The organism is Kitasatospora sp. NPDC089797 (genome assembly GCF_040684795.1).
Lineage (GTDB): Bacteria > Actinomycetota > Actinomycetes > Streptomycetales > Streptomycetaceae > Kitasatospora.
Genome location: NZ_JBFBGS010000087.1, coordinates 1 through 21,528 on the forward strand (window position 1 = coordinate 1; position 21,528 = coordinate 21,528).

16 protein-coding genes are annotated in these 21,528 nt (G+C 73.7%); 8 read left to right on the plus strand and 8 right to left on the minus strand.

Annotation, left to right across the window (positions count from 1 at the left end; genetic code table 11):
- Positions 1 to 80: 80 nt before the first annotated feature.
- The 3 genes from AB0O91_RS39855 to AB0O91_RS39865 form a co-directional block, all read right to left on the minus strand.
- Positions 81 to 590: a hypothetical protein gene (locus tag AB0O91_RS39855; protein ID WP_363444011.1), complete on the minus strand. Its 510-nt coding sequence runs from the start codon at positions 588 to 590 to the stop codon at positions 81 to 83.
- 209 nt (positions 591 to 799) lie between these two features.
- The gene (locus AB0O91_RS39860; RefSeq protein WP_363444014.1) at positions 800 to 2,986 is read right to left on the minus strand and encodes a hypothetical protein; all 2,187 of its coding nucleotides are present in this window, start codon (positions 2,984 to 2,986) and stop codon (positions 800 to 802) included.
- Positions 2,987 to 3,078: 92 nt separating this feature from the next.
- Positions 3,079 to 3,543, minus strand: a complete 465-nt coding sequence (locus tag AB0O91_RS39865; protein WP_363444016.1) for a hypothetical protein — start codon at positions 3,541 to 3,543, stop codon at positions 3,079 to 3,081.
- A gap of 274 nt (positions 3,544 to 3,817) precedes the next feature.
- Between AB0O91_RS39865 and AB0O91_RS39870 the strand changes: the two genes are divergently transcribed.
- Both AB0O91_RS39870 and AB0O91_RS39875 read left to right on the plus strand, forming a co-directional pair.
- The gene (locus tag AB0O91_RS39870; RefSeq protein WP_363444019.1) at positions 3,818 to 10,174 is read left to right on the plus strand and encodes a DNRLRE domain-containing protein; all 6,357 of its coding nucleotides are present in this window, start codon (positions 3,818 to 3,820) and stop codon (positions 10,172 to 10,174) included.
- 56 nt (positions 10,175 to 10,230) lie between these two features.
- Positions 10,231 to 10,464, plus strand: coding sequence for a hypothetical protein (locus tag AB0O91_RS39875; protein WP_363444022.1), 234 nt, complete (start codon positions 10,231 to 10,233; stop codon positions 10,462 to 10,464).
- A gap of 96 nt (positions 10,465 to 10,560) precedes the next feature.
- Here the strand turns inward: AB0O91_RS39875 and AB0O91_RS39880 are convergent, their stop codons facing one another.
- Complete coding sequence (locus AB0O91_RS39880; protein ID WP_363444025.1) at positions 10,561 to 11,817, minus strand: alpha/beta hydrolase; 1,257 nt, start codon at positions 11,815 to 11,817, stop codon at positions 10,561 to 10,563.
- Between the two features lie 131 nt (positions 11,818 to 11,948).
- Here AB0O91_RS39880 and AB0O91_RS39885 point away from each other — a divergent pair, with 131 nt between their 5' ends.
- The gene (locus AB0O91_RS39885; protein ID WP_363444028.1) at positions 11,949 to 12,419 is read left to right on the plus strand and encodes a MarR family transcriptional regulator; all 471 of its coding nucleotides are present in this window, start codon (positions 11,949 to 11,951) and stop codon (positions 12,417 to 12,419) included.
- A gap of 66 nt (positions 12,420 to 12,485) precedes the next feature.
- Here AB0O91_RS39885 and AB0O91_RS39890 read toward each other — a convergent pair whose 3' ends face one another.
- The 4 genes from AB0O91_RS39890 to AB0O91_RS39905 form a co-directional block, all read right to left on the minus strand.
- Positions 12,486 to 12,812: a hypothetical protein gene (locus AB0O91_RS39890; RefSeq protein WP_363444031.1), complete on the minus strand. Its 327-nt coding sequence runs from the start codon at positions 12,810 to 12,812 to the stop codon at positions 12,486 to 12,488.
- 371 nt (positions 12,813 to 13,183) lie between these two features.
- The gene (locus tag AB0O91_RS39895; RefSeq protein ID WP_363444034.1) at positions 13,184 to 14,596 is read right to left on the minus strand and encodes a hypothetical protein; all 1,413 of its coding nucleotides are present in this window, start codon (positions 14,594 to 14,596) and stop codon (positions 13,184 to 13,186) included.
- A 362-nt stretch (positions 14,597 to 14,958) separates the two neighbouring features.
- Complete coding sequence (locus AB0O91_RS39900) at positions 14,959 to 15,954, minus strand: hypothetical protein (RefSeq protein ID WP_363444036.1); 996 nt, start codon at positions 15,952 to 15,954, stop codon at positions 14,959 to 14,961.
- Between the two features lie 220 nt (positions 15,955 to 16,174).
- Positions 16,175 to 17,011: a helix-turn-helix transcriptional regulator gene (locus tag AB0O91_RS39905; RefSeq protein WP_363444039.1), complete on the minus strand. Its 837-nt coding sequence runs from the start codon at positions 17,009 to 17,011 to the stop codon at positions 16,175 to 16,177.
- Positions 17,012 to 17,128: 117 nt separating this feature from the next.
- Here AB0O91_RS39905 and AB0O91_RS39910 point away from each other — a divergent pair, with 117 nt between their 5' ends.
- The 5 genes from AB0O91_RS39910 to AB0O91_RS39930 form a co-directional block, all read left to right on the plus strand.
- Positions 17,129 to 18,193: an aldo/keto reductase gene (locus AB0O91_RS39910; RefSeq protein WP_363444042.1), complete on the plus strand. Its 1,065-nt coding sequence runs from the start codon at positions 17,129 to 17,131 to the stop codon at positions 18,191 to 18,193.
- A 322-nt stretch (positions 18,194 to 18,515) separates the two neighbouring features.
- The gene (locus AB0O91_RS39915) at positions 18,516 to 18,914 is read left to right on the plus strand and encodes a hypothetical protein (protein ID WP_363444044.1); all 399 of its coding nucleotides are present in this window, start codon (positions 18,516 to 18,518) and stop codon (positions 18,912 to 18,914) included.
- 418 nt (positions 18,915 to 19,332) lie between these two features.
- Complete coding sequence (locus tag AB0O91_RS39920; RefSeq protein WP_363444047.1) at positions 19,333 to 20,283, plus strand: hypothetical protein; 951 nt, start codon at positions 19,333 to 19,335, stop codon at positions 20,281 to 20,283.
- Positions 20,284 to 20,368: 85 nt separating this feature from the next.
- Positions 20,369 to 20,965 carry a hypothetical protein gene (locus tag AB0O91_RS39925; RefSeq protein WP_363444050.1) on the plus strand — a complete coding sequence of 199 codons (597 nt, stop codon included), beginning with the start codon at positions 20,369 to 20,371 and terminating at the stop codon, positions 20,963 to 20,965.
- 108 nt (positions 20,966 to 21,073) lie between these two features.
- On the plus strand, positions 21,074 to 21,528 hold a 455-nt coding region (locus AB0O91_RS39930), incomplete at its 3' end, for a helix-turn-helix domain-containing protein (protein WP_363444053.1).

The window sequence follows — 21,528 nt, forward strand, 5'->3', positions numbered from 1 at the left end:
ACTTCTTCGGCAAGGTCAAGCAGGCCGGCAACTTCAACCCGGTCGAGGTCACCCCGGCGACCATGGGCCGCCGGCAGCGGTCAGCCCCGCCCGTCCGGAGGGGCGGCGAGGCGGCCGAGCATCGCCATCACGGTGATCCGCAGGTCCTTGTCGTTCGTCACCGTGCAGTGGGCGTCGACGCCCCGCGCGTCCGGATCCTCCTCCGGGTCGGTCAGGCCCACCCGCACCAGGTCGACGGCGTACTCGCGGCAGCGGGAGTAGCCCGCCGCGGCGCTCACCGCCTCGACGTGGTCGATGCGGCCGGGATCGGCGGCGCGCAGCAGCGCCGGGGTGGGCGGCGGGCCCAGCACCTCCCCGATCCACTCCGACACGGTCTCCCGGGGGCAGCCCCGCGCCAGCCCGGAGGAGGCCGCCGCGGTGAGCGCCAGGTGGATGAGGAGCGACCCGAACCAGGCCGCGACCTCGGCCGGAGGCGTATCGGTGCCCGCCGGCGGCATCACGGCCCGGTACAGCCCGGCTACGTCGTCGGCGTGCGCGGCGGCGGCGACCGCCTTCACCGCGCTGCCGAGGGCGGCCTGATCGATGGTCATGTCGACGGTTCTCCCAAGGGTTGGCGCCCGTCAAGCTACCGCCTCGGCGTGCGGACGGACCGGCCCGCGAAGTCCCCTTCACCCGAACGTGGTCGGGGGCGTGCGAGGAGTCGACGCGCGGCGCGGGCCCGTACCCCGGCACCCCGTACGCCCGTACCCCGGCGCGCCCGGCACCCCCGCCGGGAGCCCGGCGCCCGCCCCGACCGGCGTCAGTAGGAGAGCTTGTCCTGGAGCAGCGCGTGGCGGAACTGGTACCGGGGGCCGTCCGCCCGCAGGACCTGGCGGTGGTAGGCGTCGTCCAGGAAGCTCATCCCCCGGGCGGGGAAGACGCCCTGGAGGTGCAGTTGGAGGAAGAGCAGGGTGCTGCGCCCGGCCTCGGAGCCGGCGCTCATGACGCAGATCCCGCAGGGCACGGCGATGCCGATCGTCTGGAAGATCCCGGCGGCGACGTCCCGGTCCCACATGAAGCTCTCGCGCAGGCCGAACCCCAGGCCGACGCAGAGCCCGAACAGCGCCCCGAAGGCGATGTCCCAGCGGAGCTCCTGCCGCCAGACGGCCAACGGGGAGCTGTGCACGCCCACTTGGGAGGGGAGCCGGGCGGCGCCGATGATCAGGGAGACCATGAGCATGCCCCAGACGCCGTTCAACGGCCCGGCGAGCGGGTGGAGTTCGTGCGAGGTGCCGTGGGGGAGCAGGTACCGGAACCCCACCGGTAGCCCCCCGGCGACGGCGCCGGGGAGCAGCGGGAGTCTGGAGTAGAGGGCCTTCCGGCGCAGCCGGCCGCCCGGCCCGGACGCCGGGTGGACGCGCATCGCGCTCACGCCCGCGACGGCGCCCGCTCCCGTCCCGGCCACGGCCAGCACGGCGAGCGAGGCCAGGACGTGGTGGGTGGTGTTGAGGGCGTAGTCGCCGGACACCATGCCGACGACGATCCCGACGATCACCGCCACCCCGGGGTTGAAGCCCAGGCGCCGGCGGCGGCCGCGGCCGGGCGGGAACCGCCACCAGAGGCCCTCCGGCCGGAAGGCGCGCAGCTCCGAGGCCGTCCCCGCGGCCACGCCGAGGACCAGGCCCAGCGCGGCCCCGACCAGGCTGCCCCGGCCCGGCCCGCTGATCTGGTGGGTGTTGAAGTGGCCCCAGCCGTAGAGCAGGGCGCCGCCGGCCGCCGCGGTGACCGTGCACAGCGCGCCCAGCATCCCGATCCTCGGGAACGCCCGCTCCCAGCGCGGCAGTTGCCGCCAGTCGAGGCTGTAGGTGCCGTGCTCGGCCATCTTGGCCGCGAGGTAGCCCAGCCAGCGCCGGGCCTGCGCCGCGTTGTAGGGCACCGGGTCGGAGGGCTGGCGCGGCTGGTAGGCGACGCTGATGAACCGGTCCAGCAGGTAGACCATGACCTCGTCGGGGGTCGCGAAGCGGTCCTCGTCGAGCAGGTCGGCGAGGGCCTCGGGGCGGGGGAACGCGTCGCGGACGAGGGTCAGGCCGAGCGGGACGTCGAGGGCGCGGGACAGCACGCTGTCCGGCCGGTGCTCCAGGTGGTCCATCAGCCGCTGCCAGGGCTCGGGCGGCGGGTCCACCTGGTAGTGCCGGAGGTACTCGGCGGCCTCGGCCCCGGGGATCGGCGCCAGTTCCAGCACGGTGGCGCCGGGGAGGTGGCCGGCGCGGATGGTCTCGGTGAACTCCTCGATGCGCGCGAACACCATGATCCGGGACACCGCGTGCCGGCCGATCTCCTTCAGGGCGGCCCGGCGCGTGTCCGGTTCGAGTTCGTCGAACCCGTCGAGGAAGAGCGCGATCCGGCCGCCGTGCACCAGCTTCTCCGCGGCCCTGCGCCCGAACTGGCGCTGGCGGAGGACGCGGTAGTCCCCGGCGATCCGGGCGGCCGCCCAGTCGGCCAGCTTGTCCCGGCCCGCGTCCCAGCCGGTGACGCTCAGCAGGACGGGCACCGGCACGGTGGCGCGCTCGGCCGGGTTCAGGATGCCGCCGCGGTGCTTGAGCGCCTCCACCAGGGTCAGCAGCGCCGTCTCGGACTTCCCGCTGCCGGGGCGGCCGAGCAGGGCGATCCGCCCCGAGGGCAGGCTGCCGTAGAGCCGGAACAGGTCCTTGATCCCGCCCTCCCGCAGGGTGCGGGCGTCCGTGGGGGCGACGCCGGGCAGCGGCGGGAAGGGGGCGGCGCTCCCGGGGTCCCCGAGCGCGGCCGCCATGGGGCTGGCGACGCCGCGGCGGGACCACTGCCAGCGCACCGGGATCGGCCGGGGGGCGCGCAGTTTGCGGTCGTAGGAGGCCTGGTTCCACTGGGCGAGGACGGCGGCGGTCAGGGTGTCGGCGGCGGCGTCCAGCGGCGTGCCCGGGGCCGTCGGCGTGGCGTGGTGGTGGACGGCGGCCGCCTGGCCGACGACCACGCCGCCGTGGTCGGCGAACAGGGCGGCGTGCGGGGCCGGGGGTGGGGCGACCGGTGGGGCGACGGGCGGGGCCGGGGGCGTGCCGGGGCCGCTCAGGCCTGGCGCGGACCCGGCTGCGGAGGGTTTCCCAGCGTCACGTCCCCCATGGTCCAGGCGGCCGCGGACCCGTGGTCCGCGCGGATGTCCACGTTCCCGCCGACGGCCACGCCCTCGTCCCCGGCCGACACCCCGCCGCCGGCGGCGGCGCGGGACGCGGCCCGCAGCTCCTCCACCGCGTGCTCCAGGGCCTGCGCGAAGCCGGGGTCCTGCTCGACGGCCTCCTCCAGCGAGTCCTGCACCCGCCGCCGGGTGCGCTCGCTCGGCTCGGCCAGGCCCGCCTCGGCCTCCTCGGCCAGCTTCCTGAGCGCCGGGTCCTCGCCGAGCTTGCGGCCGACCAGGTCGTGCAGCCGGTCCATCCCGGCGTCCAGCGTCCGGTCGACCTCCGTATCCGCCCGTCCGGCCACCCGCCTCGCCTTGCGGACCGCCCACGCGAACACGTAACCGACCGCGATCTCCACGCCTGTCATCAAACCCCCCGGCCCGCCGCTGACGTCCCGTCAGACCGTACCCTGCCGACCGCCCCCAGCAGAAGCCGACCGGGGGGCGGCGCGGACGGGCCCGGTGGTGCGCGGAATCCATGATCAATGTGTCACGAAAAGATGAAGATTACCTTTCCATTGCCATTTTATGATCCCTTCTTGACCTGATGTCGCACCAGATGTCGACTTTGTCCGTCCTTACGATCCTCCGGCGGGCTGCCACGAAGGCGGCCTGTCGACAAGGAGTCAGAGAATGTACGGACAGATACCGGCCAGGGTGGTGAGCGGCTCACTCGCCCTGGCGGTGGCGGTCTCGCTCCTGGCGGGTTCGGAGGACGCCCTCGCGGCGCCCCCGAAGCCCGGCAGCGGCGGCGACAGCGCCGCGAAGCCGTTCGCCACCACGGCCGCGGACATCCCGTCGGCCCGGGTCGCGGCGCGGCTCGCGGGCCGGCGGGTCGAGGCGCTCTCCGAGCGCACCGAGACCGCCACCACCTGGGTGAACGGGGACGGGTCGCTCACCACCGAGCTCAGCGCCGGGCCGATCCGCTTCCACCGCGACGCCGGGACGCTGGAGCAGCCGACCGCGGCCGCCCAGGGCGCCAAGGCCCAGGGCGCGAAGGCCCGGGCCGCGAGCGCCCCGGCCGCCGACGCCCCGGCCGCCGCCGCGGACTGGGTGGACGTGGACCTCGCGCTCCAGCGGGCCGCGGACGGTTCGGTGGCCCCCAAGGCGCACCCCAACGGCCTGGCGCTGGCCGGTTCCGGCGGCACCCCGGCCCGTTCGTACGCCGAGTCGCAGTCCGGCAAGGGCGAGGGCCGCACCCTGGTGACCCTCGGTCGCGGCGACCAGCAGGTCGAGCTCCAGTGGAAGGGCGGCCTGCCCGAGCCCGAGCTCGACGGCGCCCGCGCGGTGTACCGGGACGCGATCGGCGACGGCGCGGCCGACCTCGTCGTGGAGGCGACCCGGACCGGGTTCGAGCAGTTCACGGTCCTCAAGCAGCGCCCCGGTGCGGCCGGTTACTCGTACACCATGCCGCTGCGGGCCAAGGGCCTGAAGGCCGAGGCGCAGCCGGACGGCGGTGTGCTGTTCGTCGACGCGCGGTCCGGCGAGCAGCGCGCGCTGCTGCCCGCCCCGGTGATGTGGGACTCCACCGTCGACGACGTCGCCGGGGCCCGCAGCCGCAAGGCCGGGGTCGCCCTGAAGGTCGTCCAGCAGGGCGACGACATCGACCTGGTGTTCACCCCGGACGCGGCCTTCCTGGCCGACCCGAACACCCGCTACCCGGTGACGGTCGACCCGTCCACCACCGGCCTGGGCAACGTCTTCGACACCTACGTCCAGAAGGGCGAGACGGTCGACTGGTCGGCCGACACCGAGCTGGACCTGGGCAACCCGGGCACCAAGAACGCCGACGGCAGCTCGCGCGAGGCCCGTTCCTTCATCACCTGGGACACCGCGCCGATCGCCGACGCGCTGGTGATGAACGCCAAGCTGTCGCTGTGGAACTTCCACGCCGGGAACACCGACTGCCAGCCGTACGCCTGGGAGGTCTGGGACACCGGCCGCCCGTCCACCGCCTCGCGCTGGACGGCCCAGCCCGCCTGGAACAGCAAGCAGGCGACCCCGACCGAGACCAAGGGCCGGGACGGCTGCGGCGGCGACGGCTGGGTGAACGCGGACGTCACCAACCTCGTCCAGACCTGGACCTCGGCGAAGAACAGCCTGTCCAGCATGGGCCTGCGCGCCCCGGACGAGGCCAACACCAAGTACTGGAAGCAGTTCAACTCGGCCAACGCCGCCACCAACGTGCCGAAGCTGACGGTCACGTACAACTACCGTCCGCGCACCGGCACCGACCAGCAGGCCGGCTCGCCGTTCTTCAAGGACCCCGCCGGGACGTGGTGGGTCAACTCGACCACCCCCACCCTGCGGGACACCTTCGTCGACCCGAACAACGACAAGGTCAACGGCACCTTCCAGATCTTCGACGACGCCACCGGCGCCCAGGTCGGCAACGTGATCGTCTCGCCGTGGGCGGCGAGCGGCTCCCCGGCCTCGGTCAAGGTGCCGGCCGGCCTGCTCGCCAACGGCAAGACCTACCGGTTCCGCACCTCGCCCTACGACGGCACCCACTACAACGTCGGCTGGTCGCCCTGGGCGTACTTCACCGTCGACACCTCGGCGCCCTCCGCGCCGGGTGCGGTCGCCTCCACCGACTACCCCTCGGGCCAGTGGGTCAAGGGCGCCGGGCAGAGCGGCGTGTTCACCGTGACCCCGCCGGCCGGCGACCAGAGCGCCCTGGAGTGGACGCTCGACGGCGCCAACTGGACCAAGGTCCCCACCGGCGGCGGCACCGCCCCGGTCAAGCTGACCGTCACCCCGGCCAAGGCCGGCACCAACACCCTCCAGGTGCGGGCCGTCGACCGGGCCGAGAACAAGTCGGAGGCGGTCTCCTACGCCTTCCAGGTCGGGGCCGGCGGCGTGACCGCGCCCAACGACGGCACCCGCACCGCCGCCCGCGTCCCGCTGGCCGCCGAGGCCGACGCCGCCAAGTACGACCGGGCCGCCTTCTCCTGGCGCCGCTCGGACGCCGACGCCTGGACCCCGATCCCGGCCGGCGACGTCACCGCCGACGGTGCCGCGCTCGCCTCCTGGCCGGTCGCCCTGAAGGGCGGCAGGACCTCCGGGCTGACCTGGAACGCCACCAGTACCGTCACCCCCGACGGCACCGTCCAGATCCGCGCCGACTTCACCGGCCCCAACGGCGCGGCGGTCTCCGCCGAGCCCGTCAAGGTCGTCGTCGACCGCAAGGCCGGCGGCGCGGCCACCCAGAAGGTCGGCCCCGGCGAGCTCAACCTGCTCACCGGTGACCTCACCGTCTCGGCCACCGACGTCTCGGTGTTCGGCCTGACGGCCGGCCGCACCAGCAGCTCGCGCGACCCGAAGGCCGCCGCGGGCAAGGACGGCCAGGCGCCGATCTTCGGCCCGAACTGGACCTCCGGCGTCTCCTCGGAGGTCGCCACCTCCTCGTACACCGAGATCCGCAAGACCTCGGCCACCTCGCTCGACGTGGTCACCGCCGAGGACGGCACGGTCTCCTTCACCGCCGACGCGGCCGGCACCGGCTGGGTGCCCGAGCCGGGCAGTGAGGAACTGACCCTCAAGGGCGCGTTCGCCGCCGGGGACTTCACCCTCTTCGACACCGAGGGCACCGTCACCACCTTCGCCAAGGTCGACCCGGCCGCGGCCACCTGGACGGTCACCGCCAGTCTGCTGGACGGCCTCGCGAACACCACCACCACGGTGGTCTCCGAGAAGACCGTGGTCGGCGGCAAGACCCTCGCCCGGCCCAAGTACGTGATCGCCCCGACCTCCGCGGCGTCCGCCCCGGCCTGCGCGGCGGACGTCACCACCAAGGGCTGCCGCGTCCTGCAGTACGTCTACGCCGACACCACCACCGCGGCGCCCGACGCCAGCGACAGCGGCAGGTTCGGCGACTTCGCCGGGCAGGTCAGCACCCTGCGCCTGTGGGCCACCGCCCCCGGCGCCGGCGCGGCCACCCCCACCGACGTGGCCGTCTACCGCTACGACGAGCTGGGCCGGCTCATCCAGACCTGGGACCCGCGCCTGGGCCAGAGCACCCAGACCCAGTACTCCTACCACTGGCAGCCCGGCACCGACGGCATGCTCAAGTGGGTCCAGCAGGGCGGCAAGCCCGGGACCTTCCTGGACTACGGCACCGTCGCCACCAGCCCGGCCGCCGGCCCCGGCATGCTGACCAAGGTCACCCGCGACACCCTCGCGCCGGGCACCGCGAGCACCGTCAACGGCACCGCCGCCACCACCGTCGTGTACGGCGTGCCGACCGCCGGCGCCAATGCCCCCGAGGACCTGTCGGCCGCGGCCGGCGCCGCCTGGGGCCAGACCGACCTGCCCACCGACGCCACCGCCGTCTTCCCGGCCGACCAGGTGCCCGCCTCGAACAACGGCGCCGACCTGAAGGCCGGCGCCTACACCCGGGCCACCGTCAGCTACCTGAACGCCTCCGGCCGCCAGGTCAACCAGGCCGCCCCCGGGCACCGCCTCACCACCACCGAGTACGACAAGTGGGGCAACGCGGTCCGCACCCTGACCGCCGCCAACCGCGAACTCGCCCTCGGCGGCAGCGACGAGCTCAAGGCCCAGCTGGCCGACCTCGGCATCGACACGCTGCCCTCCGGCGAGCGCGCCCGACTGCTGTCCACCACCACGGTGCACAGCGAGGACGGCCAGCGCGAGACCGAGTCCGCGGGCCCGCTGCACCGGGTCACCCTGGCCGCCGACGCCGTCAGCGGCGCCACCACGGTGGCGAAGGCGGGCACCCAGGTGACCGCCCGGACCCGCACCGTCAAGAGCTACGACGAGGGCCGCCCGAGCGACGGCACCGCCAAGGTCAGAAACCAGGTCACGACGACCGTCGCCGGTGGCGCGCTGCGCGGCTGGCCGGAGGTGTTCGCCGAGACCCGCACCGACCGCACCGCCTTCGACTGGGCGCTCGGCGTCGCCACCAGGAGGATCCAGGACGCGGGCGGCCTCAACCTGACCACCACGACCGGCTACGACGCCCAGGGCCGGATCACCAGCCAGTCGCTGCCCGCCTCCAACGGCAACGACGCCGGGACCACCACGACCGCCTACTGGACCGCCACCGGCACCGGCCCCTGCGCCGGACGCCCGGAGTGGGCCGACCTGGTCTGCCGCACCGGCCCCGCCGGCGCGGTCACCGGCGGCGGCGCCAACCCGGCGCAACTGCCCGTCAAGACCGTCCAGTACGGCCGGTTCGGGGAGACCGCGCAGACCGACGAGACGGCCAACGGGGTCACCCGCACCACGGTCGTCGGCTCCGACGCCGCGGGCCGCCCGGTGACCACCACCGTCAGCGGCGGCGTCGGCCCGGCCGTCCCGGCCACCACCGTCGGCTACGACCCCGCCACCGGCAAGGTCGTCAAGCAGTCCTCGGCCACCGGCGGCACCATCACCACGGCGTACGACGCGCTCGGCCGCCAGACCTCCTACACCGACGCCGACGGCGCCACCACCACGACCGAGTACGACGCGCTCGACCGGCCCACCAAGGTCACCGACAGCGCGCCGTCCACCACCACCTACTCCTACGACACCGCCGCCGAACCGCGCGGCCTGGCCACCTCGGTCACCGACTCGGTCGCCGGCACCTTCACCGCCCGCTACAACGCGGACGGCAAGGCCGTCAGCCGCGGCCTGCCCGGTGGCTACACCAGCACCGACCGGATCGACCCGACCGGCACCGCCGTCACCCGTACCCACACGCGCAGCAGCGACGGCACCGTGCTGGTCAACGACGCCGTCACCGAGACCGTCCACGGCCAGTGGGCCACCCACACCGGCACCCCCGGCGTGACCGCGGCCCAGACCTACGGCTACGACCGGGCCGGCCGCCTCACCCAGGTGCGCGACACCTCCACCGACGCCGTCTGCACCACCCGCACGTACGGCTTCGACGCCAACACCAACCGCACCACCCTCGCCACGGCCACCGCGCCGCGCGGCCAGGAGTGCTCCACGAACGGGGCCACCACCCAGACCAACACCTACGACAGCGCCGACCGCCTGGTGAACGCGGGCTACGCCTACGACGCGTTCGGCCGCACCACCGCCCTGCCCGGCACCACCGTCGCCTACTACAACAGCGACCTGGTGCAGCAGCAGACCACCGGCGGCCGGCGCACCACCTGGACCCTCGACGCGGCCCAGCGCCTGCGCGGCTGGAGCGCCGAGACCGACTCCGGTTCCGGCTGGACGGCGGCGGGGAGCCGGACGAACCACTACGGCTCCGAGGGCGACAACCCGCGCTGGATCACCGAGGGCGCCACCGCGGTCCGCAACGTCACCGGCCTCACCGGCGACCTGGCGGCCACCACCTCCGGCACCGCCACCACGCTCCAGCTGGCCAACCTGCACGGCGACGTGACGCTCCAGCTCCCGCTGGACGGCACCACCGCCCCGACCGTCCTCGACCACGACGAGTACGGCCAGGCCCGGGCCGGCCAGCCGGCCGCCCGGTACGGCTGGCTGGGCGCCAAGCAGCGCTCCGCGGAGACGCCCGGCGGCGGCCTCGTCCTGATGGGCGTGCGCCTCTACCAGGGCGCCACCGGCCGCTTCCTGTCCGTCGACCCGCTGTACGGCGGCAACGCCAACGCCTACGACTACGTCCACGGCGACCCGCTGAACAAGTTCGACCTCGACGGGCGCTGGTGCGCCTTCGGCAAGAACCCGAACGGCTCCTGCCGGGGCGCCCGGCAGGCCCGCTTCGTCGGCCACGTCGGCGTCTACGTCGGCAGCGGCATCGCCATCGGCGCCATGTGCGCCTCCACCGCCGTCGTCGGCTGCGTGCTCGCGGGCGGCGCCATCGCCGCCGCGGGGTCGGTCGCCGACTACGGGATCAGCCGCAACGGCTGCACCCGCGGGTGCAGCTCCAGCGGCCTGAACGCCTCCTACTACAAGGGGTACGCCTCGGGGGCGGCCTACGGCTGGCTCAGCAAGGGCTTCTTCCGCGGCTCCGGCCGGCACCGGGGCCCGTGGCGGCTCTGGTGAACCCACCCGGGTACCTTGGGAGTTCGTGTCCGAACGAGGAATGAATGGCGGACCACATGGAACGAGACACCGACGCCGCGGCCGGCGGCGACCGGCCGACCCGGTCGGTCCTGACGCTCGCCCGCGACCGGCGCTTCGTCATCGAAGCCGTCGTCGTGCTCGCGGTCCTGGCCGCGATCAGCGTCTGGCTCCTGCCGGAGGGGAACAGCCTGCTCACCCTCCCGGTGGCCGGCCTCTACCTCGCCCTGCGGGGGAGGGCCCGCCGGAGCCGGCCCGACGACGACCACTGACCGTCGCCCCGGCCCCCGGCCCACGCACGGGCCCCACCCGACCGACCGGGTGGGGCCCTTCGCCGTCCGCGGCCCGAAGCCGCCCCGGCCCGGGTGTCAGGCGCGGCGGGCGTCGGTGATCCGGGCGGGGGTGGTGCCGAGCCACCAGGTCGGGTTCGCGGTGCCGTCGGTGGTGCGGCCGTCGGCGTGGACGTAGTGGCGCACGTCGCGGCCGGGTTCGGCGAACTCGCCGTTCAGGGCGCGCTCGACCCACTCGGCGCCGAACCGGAAGACCTCGGCGGCGGTGCCGCCCAGGGGGTGGAACTCGTTCTCGTAGACGCGCATCTCCTTGGGTGCGCGGACCAGCTCGTAGTTGGCTAGGGCCTGCTCCAGCACGGTGAGTTCGTCGAACTCGCCGATGCCGTAGAGGACCGGGCAGGTGATCTGCCCGACCAGGTCGCCCAGCGGCATCCGGGCGACGAGCTCGGTGTCGAAGGCGTCCTCGTCGGTGTACCCGGCCATGAACATGTAGTTGTTCTTGAAGGTGGGCTGGGCCCGCTCGAAGATGGTGGTGAAGTCGCCGGTGACGGCCTCGAAGGCGGCCAGCGCCGCGAGACGGGGGTCGGTGGCGGCGGCGCGGGAGCCCCAGTAGCCGCTCATCGAGATGCCGAACATGCCGATCCGGTCCGGGTCGACCTCGGGCAGCGAGGCCAGGTGGTCGATGTAACGGCCGATCGCGCGCTCGTAGTTGGTCAGGTCGACGGTCAGCCCGCCGGCCCGGCTCTCGCCCTGGCCCGGGCCCTCGATGGACAGGGCCACGATGCCGCGCGAGGTGTAGTACCGCTCGGCCGCGTAGATGTAGTCCTCCTTGATCATGTCCATCCCGGGGCCGAGGATCACCGCCGGGGCGCCCTCGACCTTGCCCGCCGGCAGGTGGAGCAGGGCGAAGATCTGCCGGCCCTCGAAGTCCAGGACGACCCGGCGCACCCGGTTGTCGCGCAGCGCGCCCAGGCGCTCGACGCAGTGGTTGGTGTGCTCGCGGAAGGCGAGCTTGCGCGGGTCGGCGGCGTCGAAGATCGAGTACTGGGCGCGGCCCCACATCACCGAGGCGCGCAGGTAGAGGTCGGCGGCGGTCTGCGGGTAGCCGTTCCGCTCGTGGTGGGCGGCGCGCTCCTCGGCCTGGCCGGCGACGGTGGCCCACGCCTTGGGCAGCATCACGCCGCTGCGCACCAGGTCGAAGACCTTGTCGAAGTCGGTGTGGTCGTGGCCGAGCTGCTCCAGGGTGCCCTTGGCCTGGGGGTGCAGGGCGTCGAAGCCGCCCTGGGCGAGCGCGATGTCCAGGGCCCAGCTCTGGCCGGTGGAACGAACAGTCATGACAGGTGTCCTCTCGATGGGGGTACCGGAGGGCACTGCGTCCGGCGCAGTGCCTAAGTACTTATCTATTAAGTACTTAGGCTAGAATTCCTGTCAACCCGACCCCCACCGCACACCAGGGAGACCGCCCCGTGCCGGACCAGCAGCCCGCCCCCGCCCCCGCCCCCGCCCGCGACCAGGCCCTCGACCGGCTCGCCCGCGCGGCCTACAGCCTCAGCGCCGCCGACTCCCGCCTGCGCGGACGCGCCACCCGTACCCCCGGCGCCCTCTCGCTCACCCACGCCCGTGCCCTGCGCGCACTCGCCGAGACCGGCCCGCTGTCCGTCGGCCGGCTCGCCGCCGCGACCGAGACCACCGGCGCCGCCACCACCCAGCTGGTCAACGGTCTCGCGGCCGCCGGCTACGTCACCCGCGAACGCCCCGAGGGCGACAAGCGCTCGGTGCTCGTCGCCCTCACCGACGCCGGCCGGGAACGCCACACCGACCGTCAGGGCGCCCTCACCGAGGCCCTGGACACCGCCCTCGCGCACCACGACGTCCAGGCCCTGGAAGCCGCGACCGACGTCCTGCGACGCCTCGCCGCCATCTACGACCGGCTCTGAGGACCGCGCGGCGTGAACCGGAGGAGGCGCCCCGGTGCGTCGGCGCCCGTTCCTGCCGGGACGGTCTCAGGCGGTTCCCCCGGGCGACTCCGGGTCCCGGTCCGCGGCGCCCGCCCGCGGTGCCGGGCGGGCAGCCCGGGCGTCGTCCAACTGCCGGCGCAGGTCCCGGATCTCCTCGCGGGCCTCGAGCAGGTCCCGGCGATCGCGGTCTGCGGCACTGCGCAACTCGTCGCGGATCCCCTGCAGGTCCCTCAGTTCCCCGGCGAGGGCGGCCGTCAGCTCGGTCCGCAGCGCGGCGTGATCGGCGCGCAGGGCCGCGTTGTCGGCGCGCAACTCCTTGAGGCCCTCGCCCAGGACGTGCTTGAGCTCGGCGTACCACATGGCGTTCAGCATCTGCCCTCCCGGTGCGCGGTGCGGCACGCCGCCGACCGTGCCGGTCCGAGTCTGGTGGCAGGTCGGCCACCTGACGGTGGGACGGCGGAAAGTGTCCGATCCGGACCATCGCTATCCGCATCGGATCGCACGGTGTCCGGTTCCGGCGGATTCGCGGACCGCACGTGCCGGTGGATTCGCGGACCGCACGTGCCGGTGGGGGAGCGGGGTGCCGGGCCGGGCTGGGGCGGGAGCGCGCGTCGTCCGCCTCCCCGCCCCCTCGCCCGCTGCGGACCCCCACCGTACGCGCGTGCGCACCGGCGGGTCGTTGCACGTCCGGCGGCGGGGCCGTCCACGAGGACGGCCCCGCCGTCAGGCGAGGGTCGGACGGGTCACCAGTGCTCGTGGTTGTCGCAGCGTGCGTCGTGCTCGTGGCGCTTGATCCTGGTGAGGTCGGTGACGATGTGCTCGGCGGTGTCGCCGCCGCCGATGGCGGTGGCGACGTTCGTCACCTCGTCGCGGGCGCCGCAGGAGACGTCGACCCGCAGGGTGATGGGCGGGTAGCTGCTCCCGGCGGCCAGCACGTCGTCACGGGTGCAGGTGAGGTTGATCAGGGAGCAGGCCCACCCCGTGCCGCTGATGCTGTCGGCCCTGAGCCCGTCCGGGAGGGTGTCGTACACGGTGACCGCGGTGCCGTCGGTCGGGGCGGCCCCGGCGTCGTTGCCGACGGTGAGGGTGTAGGTGCCGTCCCGGCCCTGGGTGAAGTGCCCGCTGTGGGTCTTGGTGATGGTCAGGGAGGCCAGCGTGTAGGCGATGGTCACCTGGCCGTTGGTGTTCGCCGTCCCGACGGTGGAGGCGCCGTAGCCGGTGCCGGTGCCGGACGGCGTGGCGAAGCTGCTGCCCCCGCCGCCCCCGCCGCCGCCCGCCGAGGTGCCCGTGTTGTTGACGGTGGAGCTGCCGCCGCCCCCGCCGGCGAAGTACCCGCCCCCGCCGCCCCCGCCGGCGCCCATGATGGTCAGGGCGCACCCGCCGCCGATGCTGCCCCCGGTGCCTCCGGTGCCGACCGCGGCGCCGGAGAACCCGCCCCCCGGCCCACCCGCCGTGGCGCTGCAGAAGGGGGCGGTGCCGGCGGGCCCGCCGGTGCCACCGGTGCTCGCGGTGGTGGAGCCGCCGCCCCCGCCCTGGCCCGGCGAGGCCCCGGGGCCGGTCGCGCCTCCCGTGGTACCGCCGGTGGCGTCCGGCGTCGTCCCGCCGGCGCCCCCGTTGCCCCCGGCGGAGCCCGCTCCGGTGCCGCCGGCCGCGCCGCCGCCCCCGGCGACGACCAGCAGGGAGCCGCCCGCGCTGACGCTGGACGCCCCGCCCCCGCCCGGGCCTTCGAACTGGAAGCCGGTGGCCGGGAAGGTCCCGCCCGGGGCGCCGCCGTTGAAGCCCCCGGCGCCTCCGGTACCGGTGCCGTTGCAGCCCTTGCCGCCGGTGCCGCCGACGTTGACGGTGAAGGTCGTCGGGGCGGTGGTCGGCGGCAGCGTGGTCACCACCCGGGCCCCCGTCCCGCCCGTCCCGGTGACGGCACAGGGGGTGCCGGTGTTGTCGGCGCCGCCGGCGCCGTCCGCGGTGATGGTGACCACCGCCCCCGCCGGAACCGTCAGGGTCTGCGCGGCGCCGGTGAAGGTGAAGGTCTGCGACGGATCGGCCCGCTGCGCCCGTACCGGTGCGGCCCCCAGCGGCGCGGCGGCCACCGGTGCGGCCGTGGCCGCCAGCAGCGCCACGCCGGACAGCAGCGCGCTCCCCACCGACACCGCCCCCACGCCGCGCTCCCCGCGCCGCCCGGCCGGGCCGACCGGGCCGACCGGGCCGACCACGGCCTCGGGCCCGACCGGGGCCCCGGATCCGACCCCGGGCCGCTGACGGCCGACCCGACGCCACGGCAGATCACCCTGTCCAGAAGTACGAGCACTCATTCGCGGATTCACCTCTCCTCACAGCGAAGCGCCCTGCACCCCTCGCGTCATGAGCGCGGGCATGACAGGACGCCTGACAGACAATCAGGACAAAACATCATTAAATGCCCTGATCCGATCGCTTCGAGGGAGCGACCCCGTGCCGTCCGGGGCGGGCCGACCGGTGTCCGGCCCGCCCGCCCCGTCCGGCCCCGGGGTGCCCGCCGGGCTCAGTACTGGCGGGACTGCTTCCACTGGACGTACCCGTTCAGGTTCGTCACGACGAGGTACGCCCGGAAGGCGTCCATGATGAGCCGCGGCCCGTACGCCGAGGCGAAGCCGATGGCCTCGCGGGTCCAGTCGCCGTGGCCGCCGGTGTCCTGGACGTCCTCCAGGTAGAGGACACCCGAGCCCCGCTCCCGGACGGCGACCTGGCCCCAGCCGGCCGGCGCCATGGCGATGGCCGGTTCCGAGTCGGTCTGGACGCCGTCGAGGATGCTCCGCCCGAACCAGTTGGCGTAGGGGAAGTACGTGCGGATGACGTTCACCCGGTTGTCCAGCCCCCGGTACGCCAGCAGCAGCAGGTTGTTGGCGGGGCTGAAGGCCAGCGCGGGGGAGGACTGGCTGGTCGCGCCCGGGACGCGGGACGGGTCGCCCCAGAGGTTGCTCGGGACGTAGAAGGTCATGCTCCAGAGCTCGTCGCTGTTGGCGCCGTGGAAGGCCAGCGCGACGTTGTTGTGGGGCAGGGCGGCGACGGCCACGGGCCGGCCGTTGTTCGTCTGGGCGCCGTTCGGCACCTGCTGCCAGTTGCCGAACCGCAGGTAGCGCTGGCCGTTGTTGGCCTGGTTCACGGTGAGGACCATGTAGAAGATGAACCCGTTCGTGCCGGTGTGGAACAGCACGAACTGGGCCCCGCCCATGTACACGACCTGCGGGCTGGCGTTGGTCTCGCCGGCCATCCGGATCGGGCGGCCGTGGTCGAGCGAGATGTACATGCCCGGGTTGTCGTACCCGCGCCACACCTGGATGAGGTCGCCGCTGTCGGCACGGGCCTCGCCCATGAAGCCGTTCGCCCGGACGGGGACGTTGTCCTCGATCTCGTTGGCCCACGTGGTGCTCTCGCCGAACACCGCGGCGGACGCGGGGGAGGTCGAGAACATCATCACGGCGAGTGCGGTCATCGCGGTCACGGCGACCGTGCGCCACCTGGCGCGGAGGGACATCATGCGTATTCCTTCGGAAGAGGGGACCACGGAGGGGCGGAGCACGGGGGATCCGCCCCTCCGACCGGCACCCCCGACTCTCCCCGGTCGGACGCATGCGGAGCATCAGTCATTTGACTGTCGCTCACCCGGCCGCCTCGCACCCCCCGCGCCCACGCCCCCGCCCCGCACCCCCCGCGCCCACGCCCCCGCCCGGCTCACCCCGACGCCGGGACGTCCGGTGTCATCGTGCGCACAGCCGGTCCAGGGCCGCTTGGCTCGCGTCGTCCGCGGCCCGGTAGATCACCAGCAGCTGGTCCGGATCCTGGAGGGGGGTCAGCGTCTCGAAGTCGACGGCGATCGCGCCGGCCTCGGGGTGCCGCAGCACCTTGCGTCCGCGACCGTTGACCTTGACGTCCCGCTCGGCCCACAGGCGCGCGAACTCCTCGTCCCCGGCGATGAATTCGGTGATGAGGCCGGTCAGCACCCGGTCCTGCGGGTGGGCGGCCCAGGCCGCGCGCAGGTGGGCGACCCCCTCGCGCAGGGTGCGTTCGCGGTCGACGTAGACCTCGCGCATCCCCGGATGCATCAGGCACAGCCACATCGCGTTGCGCCGCGCGGGCGGCAGGGCGCCGAAGTCCGTGAACAGCAGGGCCATTTCGGCGTTCCAGGCGAGGATGTCGTAGCGGTGGTTCATCAGCATGGCCGGCCGGGGCGACAGGTCGGCGACCAGTCGGGCCAGTGGCGGGGCCGCGGTGGTGGCCGACCCGCCCGCGTCGCCGGGGTGTTGCCGGGTGAGGCCGAAGAGGTAGGCGCGTTCGTCGGGGGTCAGGCGCAGCGCCCCGGCCAGCGCCGCCACGACGTCCGTCGAGGGCCGCAGTCCGCGGGCCTGCTCCAGCCGCACGATGTAGTCGACGCTGATCCCGGCCAGTTGGGCGACCTCCTCGCGGCGCAGCCCCGGGGTCCGCCGGGTCTGCCGGGTCTGCGGGAGGTCGAAGTCCCGCGGGTCCAGCCGTTCGCGCCGGGTCCGCAGGAACGCGGCCAGTTCACGGGTCACATCCACGGTGTCGCTGGTGATCATGGCTGGTCCAACAGCCCGGGTGGGACCGCTGTTCCCAGGAACGTCCTTCCCTTACCCCCTGGTCGCGGCGGTCGGAGCATGGTTCCCGGCAACGGATCATGAGCACAGGAGGACACGATGCCGCTCACCCTCGACAGCTACCGACTGCTGGGCCGCTCCGGGCTGCGGGTCTCACCGCTGGCCCTGGGCACGGCGACCTTCGGCACCGAGTCGGGCTGGGGCGCCGAGCAGAACGAGGCGCGCAAGCTGTTCGACACCTACGTCGAGCGCGGAGGCAACTTCCTCGACACCGCCGGCACGTACGCCGGCGGCAGCTCCGAGCGCATGCTGGGCGAGTTCGCCCGCGACAACCGCGACAGCCTGGTGCTGGCGACCAAGTACACGACGCTGCGCCGGCCCGGGGACCCCAACTCCGGTGGCGCCCACCGCAAGAGCCTCTTCGGGTCGGTGGAGGCCAGCCTGCGGCAGCTGAACACGGACTACATCGACCTGCTGTTCCTGCACGTGTGGGACGTCACCACGCCGGTCGAGGAGATCCTGCGGGGCCTGGACGACCTGGTCCGCCAGGGCAAGGTCCTGTACGTGGCGATGTCCAACGCCCCGGCCTGGGAGGTCTCGCGCATGCAGGCGATCGCCGACCTGCGCGGCTGGTCGCCGCTGGTCGCGCTGCAGGTCGAGTACAGCCTCATCAACCGGGACGCGGAGCGCGACCTGATCCCGATGGCGCGGGCGACGGGGCTGGGGCTGACGCCGTACTCGCCGCTGGGCGGCGGCGTCCTGTCCGGCACGTACAGCCGCGCCGACCTGACCGCGACGGGCACCGCCCCGGGGGAGAGCAGCCGCAAGACCTTCAACGCCCGCCTGGGCATGGTCACCGAACGCACCCTCGCCATCGCCGACACCGTCCGGGCCGTCGCCGCGGAGCTGGACCGCACCCCCGCCCAGGTCGCCCTGGCCTGGCACCTGCACAACCCGCACGTGACGGCGCCCGTCATCGGCGCCCGCACCCTCGCACAACTGACCGACAACCTGGGCGCCCTGGAGGTCGACCTCACCGCCGGTCAGCTGGCCCGCCTCGACCGGGCCAGCGCGATCGACCTCGGCTACCCGCACGACCTGCTGGCCGGCGACCACATGCGCGCGGTGACCACGGGCGACCTGACGATCGAAACCCGCCGCTGACCCGGGCGCCGGGGGCGGCAGCTGCTCCCCGCCGCCCCGCCGCGCGCGGTGCGGGCCGTCGGCCCCTGACCCGGCAGGTCGACGACGGCGGAGGAGGTCGCCGACGGCGGCCACCGGGCCCCTCAGCGGCCCGGCGGCCGCTCCGCGCGCCGAACTCCCGTGCAGGAAGGCGCTTCTGACACGGGGGAGAAAGCTCGCATACGGCGGAAAACGGGGCTGCGCAACGACCGGCCGACCCGGAAGCCTGGTGCCGGCCGGTGCCGCAGGGCTTCGACGGCCCGGTCGACCACCCGGTACACCCGCAGACCCGAAAGGACCTCACATGGTCAACCCCATCCGCCGGCGGCCCCTGCGGACGCTCTTCGTGGCGGCCGGAGTCTTCGCCGCCGTCGCGCTGTCCGCCGCACCGTCGAGCGCCGCCCTGTCGAGCGCCGCACAGCCCGCCTTCCGGTCCGCGCCGTCCGACTGTCCCGGGGGCTACTTCTGCGGCTACAAGAAGGCCAACTTCAAGCAGCTCGGATTCCGGTACAAGGACTGCTACCGGCAGGAGATCCCCGACGGCATGGGCAAGGGGGGATCCTGGTACAACAACCAGACCCCGGGCACGAAGACGGGGATGTACGGCAAGAACGGGCAACTGATCTACACGACACCCGGCGCTCCCTCCTCCGACGCCCACGGCAACTGGGGCCCCGTCTGGTCCGTCCGGAACTTCTGCTGAGAACCCGCCCGCGGGGTGGGGGAGCACCCGTCCACCCGGACCGGCGCGAGCCCGACCGACGTCCGGCCAACGGTCAAGGCGACCGTTGGCCGGACGCTTCGCCGTGCGCCCGTCCCGTGGCCGCCGTATCGGTCCTCCGACTGGTCAGGGCGCTCGCCCAGGTGGCCGGCGGGGGCCGGGCGACACAGGCCCAGTCCGCCTGCTGGGTACCTGAGGGGCTCAACCGGTCACGCGGTGGTGCCTCGTGGGTCGGCACCTTATGAGATTTAGGGACTTTCGTCCCGGTTCTTGCCGTTCTGGATATGTGAGGATCACGTCAACTCGTCCTGCGTCGACCTCATGTCGACCGTGTGCGGAGCCTCCTGACTCTCCTGCACAGACGCCTGCCGCTCGTTGTCGATCCTCGAGGAGCCGCCGCATGTCCCGTCCGCAGAATCTTGCCGTCACCGCGACGGTCGCTCTGGCAGCCGTCGCCACGCTGTTCGGGGTGGCGGGCCAGGCCGCCGCGAACAGCGGGCCCAGCGCCGCGCAGAAGAGCGCCGAGGTCGTGCTGAAGGCGACCGGCACCGAGGACCTGGCGGTGACGGTGGCCACCGACACCACGCCGGCGCGGGCATCGACGCCGGTGGCCACGGGCACGGTCACGGTCACCGCGCCGCGGACCGCTGCCGCGCCGGTGACCTCGCAAGAGCCCTCATTCGGCGGTTTCGGGCTCTCGCTGGACGGCGCGACCGATACCACCGGGACCCGGACGCCCGACGGCACGGTGGTCTATCCCGCTGCCAAGCCGTCCACGGACTTCGCGGTGCAGGCCACGAAGGCGGGAGGGAGCCGCGCCCTGGTCACCCTGAAGGACCGCAGCGCCTCCAACGTGCAGCGGTACAAGCTGGACCTGCCCTCCGACGTCCGGATCGCTCCGGACGGCCGGGGCGGCTACGACCTCCTCAAGCAGATGGGCAACGCTCTGGTCGGGGTCGGGCACATCGACGCACCCTGGGCCAAGGACGACCGGGGGAAGGCCGTACCCACGCACTACAGCCTCGACGGGAACACGCTGGTGCAGAGCGTCGACACGAACGAGGGCACCGCGTTCCCGGTGGTCGCGGACCCGCACTTCACCTGGGGCATCGTCACCGGGACCGCCTACTTCAACAAGAACGAGACGAGGACCATCGCCACGCGGGCGGACTGGGTCGGACTCATCGCCCCTTCCCTCCCGTTCCCCTTCAACACCGTGGTCGAGGCGTACAAGGAGTTCATCAAGACCTACGCCCAGCACGCCCAGCAGATGAACATGTGCGTGAAGGTCAAGTCGAACGCCCAGGTCGGCATCTACGGTGGAAACGACGGCGACGGCTACTGCCGCTGATCGGGGGGAACCGAGGGGCCGGGCGTACCTTCGTAGGCCCGACCCCTCGGCTCCCACGGCCCTCGACACGACGAGCGGAGAGCACATGCCGCAGTACCCCGGATCCACGGCGGCCGGCGCGTCCGGCGACGCCCTCGAGACGATGATCACCGGAATCGTGGCGGCCACCCGCGCGGCCGCCGAACGGCTGCCGTGTCTCTACGCCCCCGAGGGCGGGTGGGCTGGTGTCGGCGCCCTCGGGGAATGGGCCGCAACCGACGACCGCACCGACCGGGCATCGGTCCTGAGGGTCGACGAGGCCGGCTCCGGAGCGATCGTGGTCGTGCACACGGTCGCCGGCAGCGCGGAGCGCACCGCGTCCGGTCTCCGTTACGGGGACCGGACCGACCAGCCGGGCGAGCCGGTTGAGGACGACGAACTCCCCGCCCTGCGAAGGGATCTGGCCACCGCCCACGGCGATGACATCGAGCTGAGAGTGGACGGCCGTCCCGTCGTGTTCCGCACCCGCCGTGGTGAGCGGGGCTGGTACGCGTGGAGCGAGAACGCCGCCCCGGGAACCGGCCTGGTGGTCGAGGGCGCCGGCGTCACCCCGGGCGAGATCCGGATCGTCCGGGCCACTGACCTCGACACCTTTGCCATCGGGCAGATGACGCTGCTCCGCCGCCGCCTGCGCTCGGAATGACCTCCGCACGCGTGCCGCCCGTCCTCAGGAGAGCCGCGCCGCAAAAAGAACAGTGGTTCTGCTAACGTGTCGTCACAGACGAAGCAGGGATACTTTCTGTGAGGTGTGGTGCCTCGGCTCACCGACGCGCGTAAGGAACTGCGGCGTGCGCAGATCACTGAGGCTGCTGTGCGCTGTTTCAGTCGCAACGGTCTGGAGCGGACGTCGATCGCGGACATCACCGCGGAGTCGGGTCTGTCGACGGGTTCGATCTACGCGCACTACCGCAGCAAGGCCGATCTGGTCCGTGCCACGGCCCGTGGGATGCTTGCCAGGCGTGCCGAGGCGATCGCCGGGTACGCGGCTGCTGACGTCCCGCCCGATCCCGATGAGCTGCTCCGCCGTCTGGTCGCCGCGATCGACCCGGCCGGGGCCCGGGTCGGCGTGCAGACCTGGGGCGAGGCGACGACCGACCCGGCCGTCCGCGAGATCGTCGTGGATGCGACCGACCGGATGCGCGCGATGCTGCACGACTGCGTCACGGCCTGGCTCGTGAAGACCGAGCACCGCGAACCGGCCCCGGC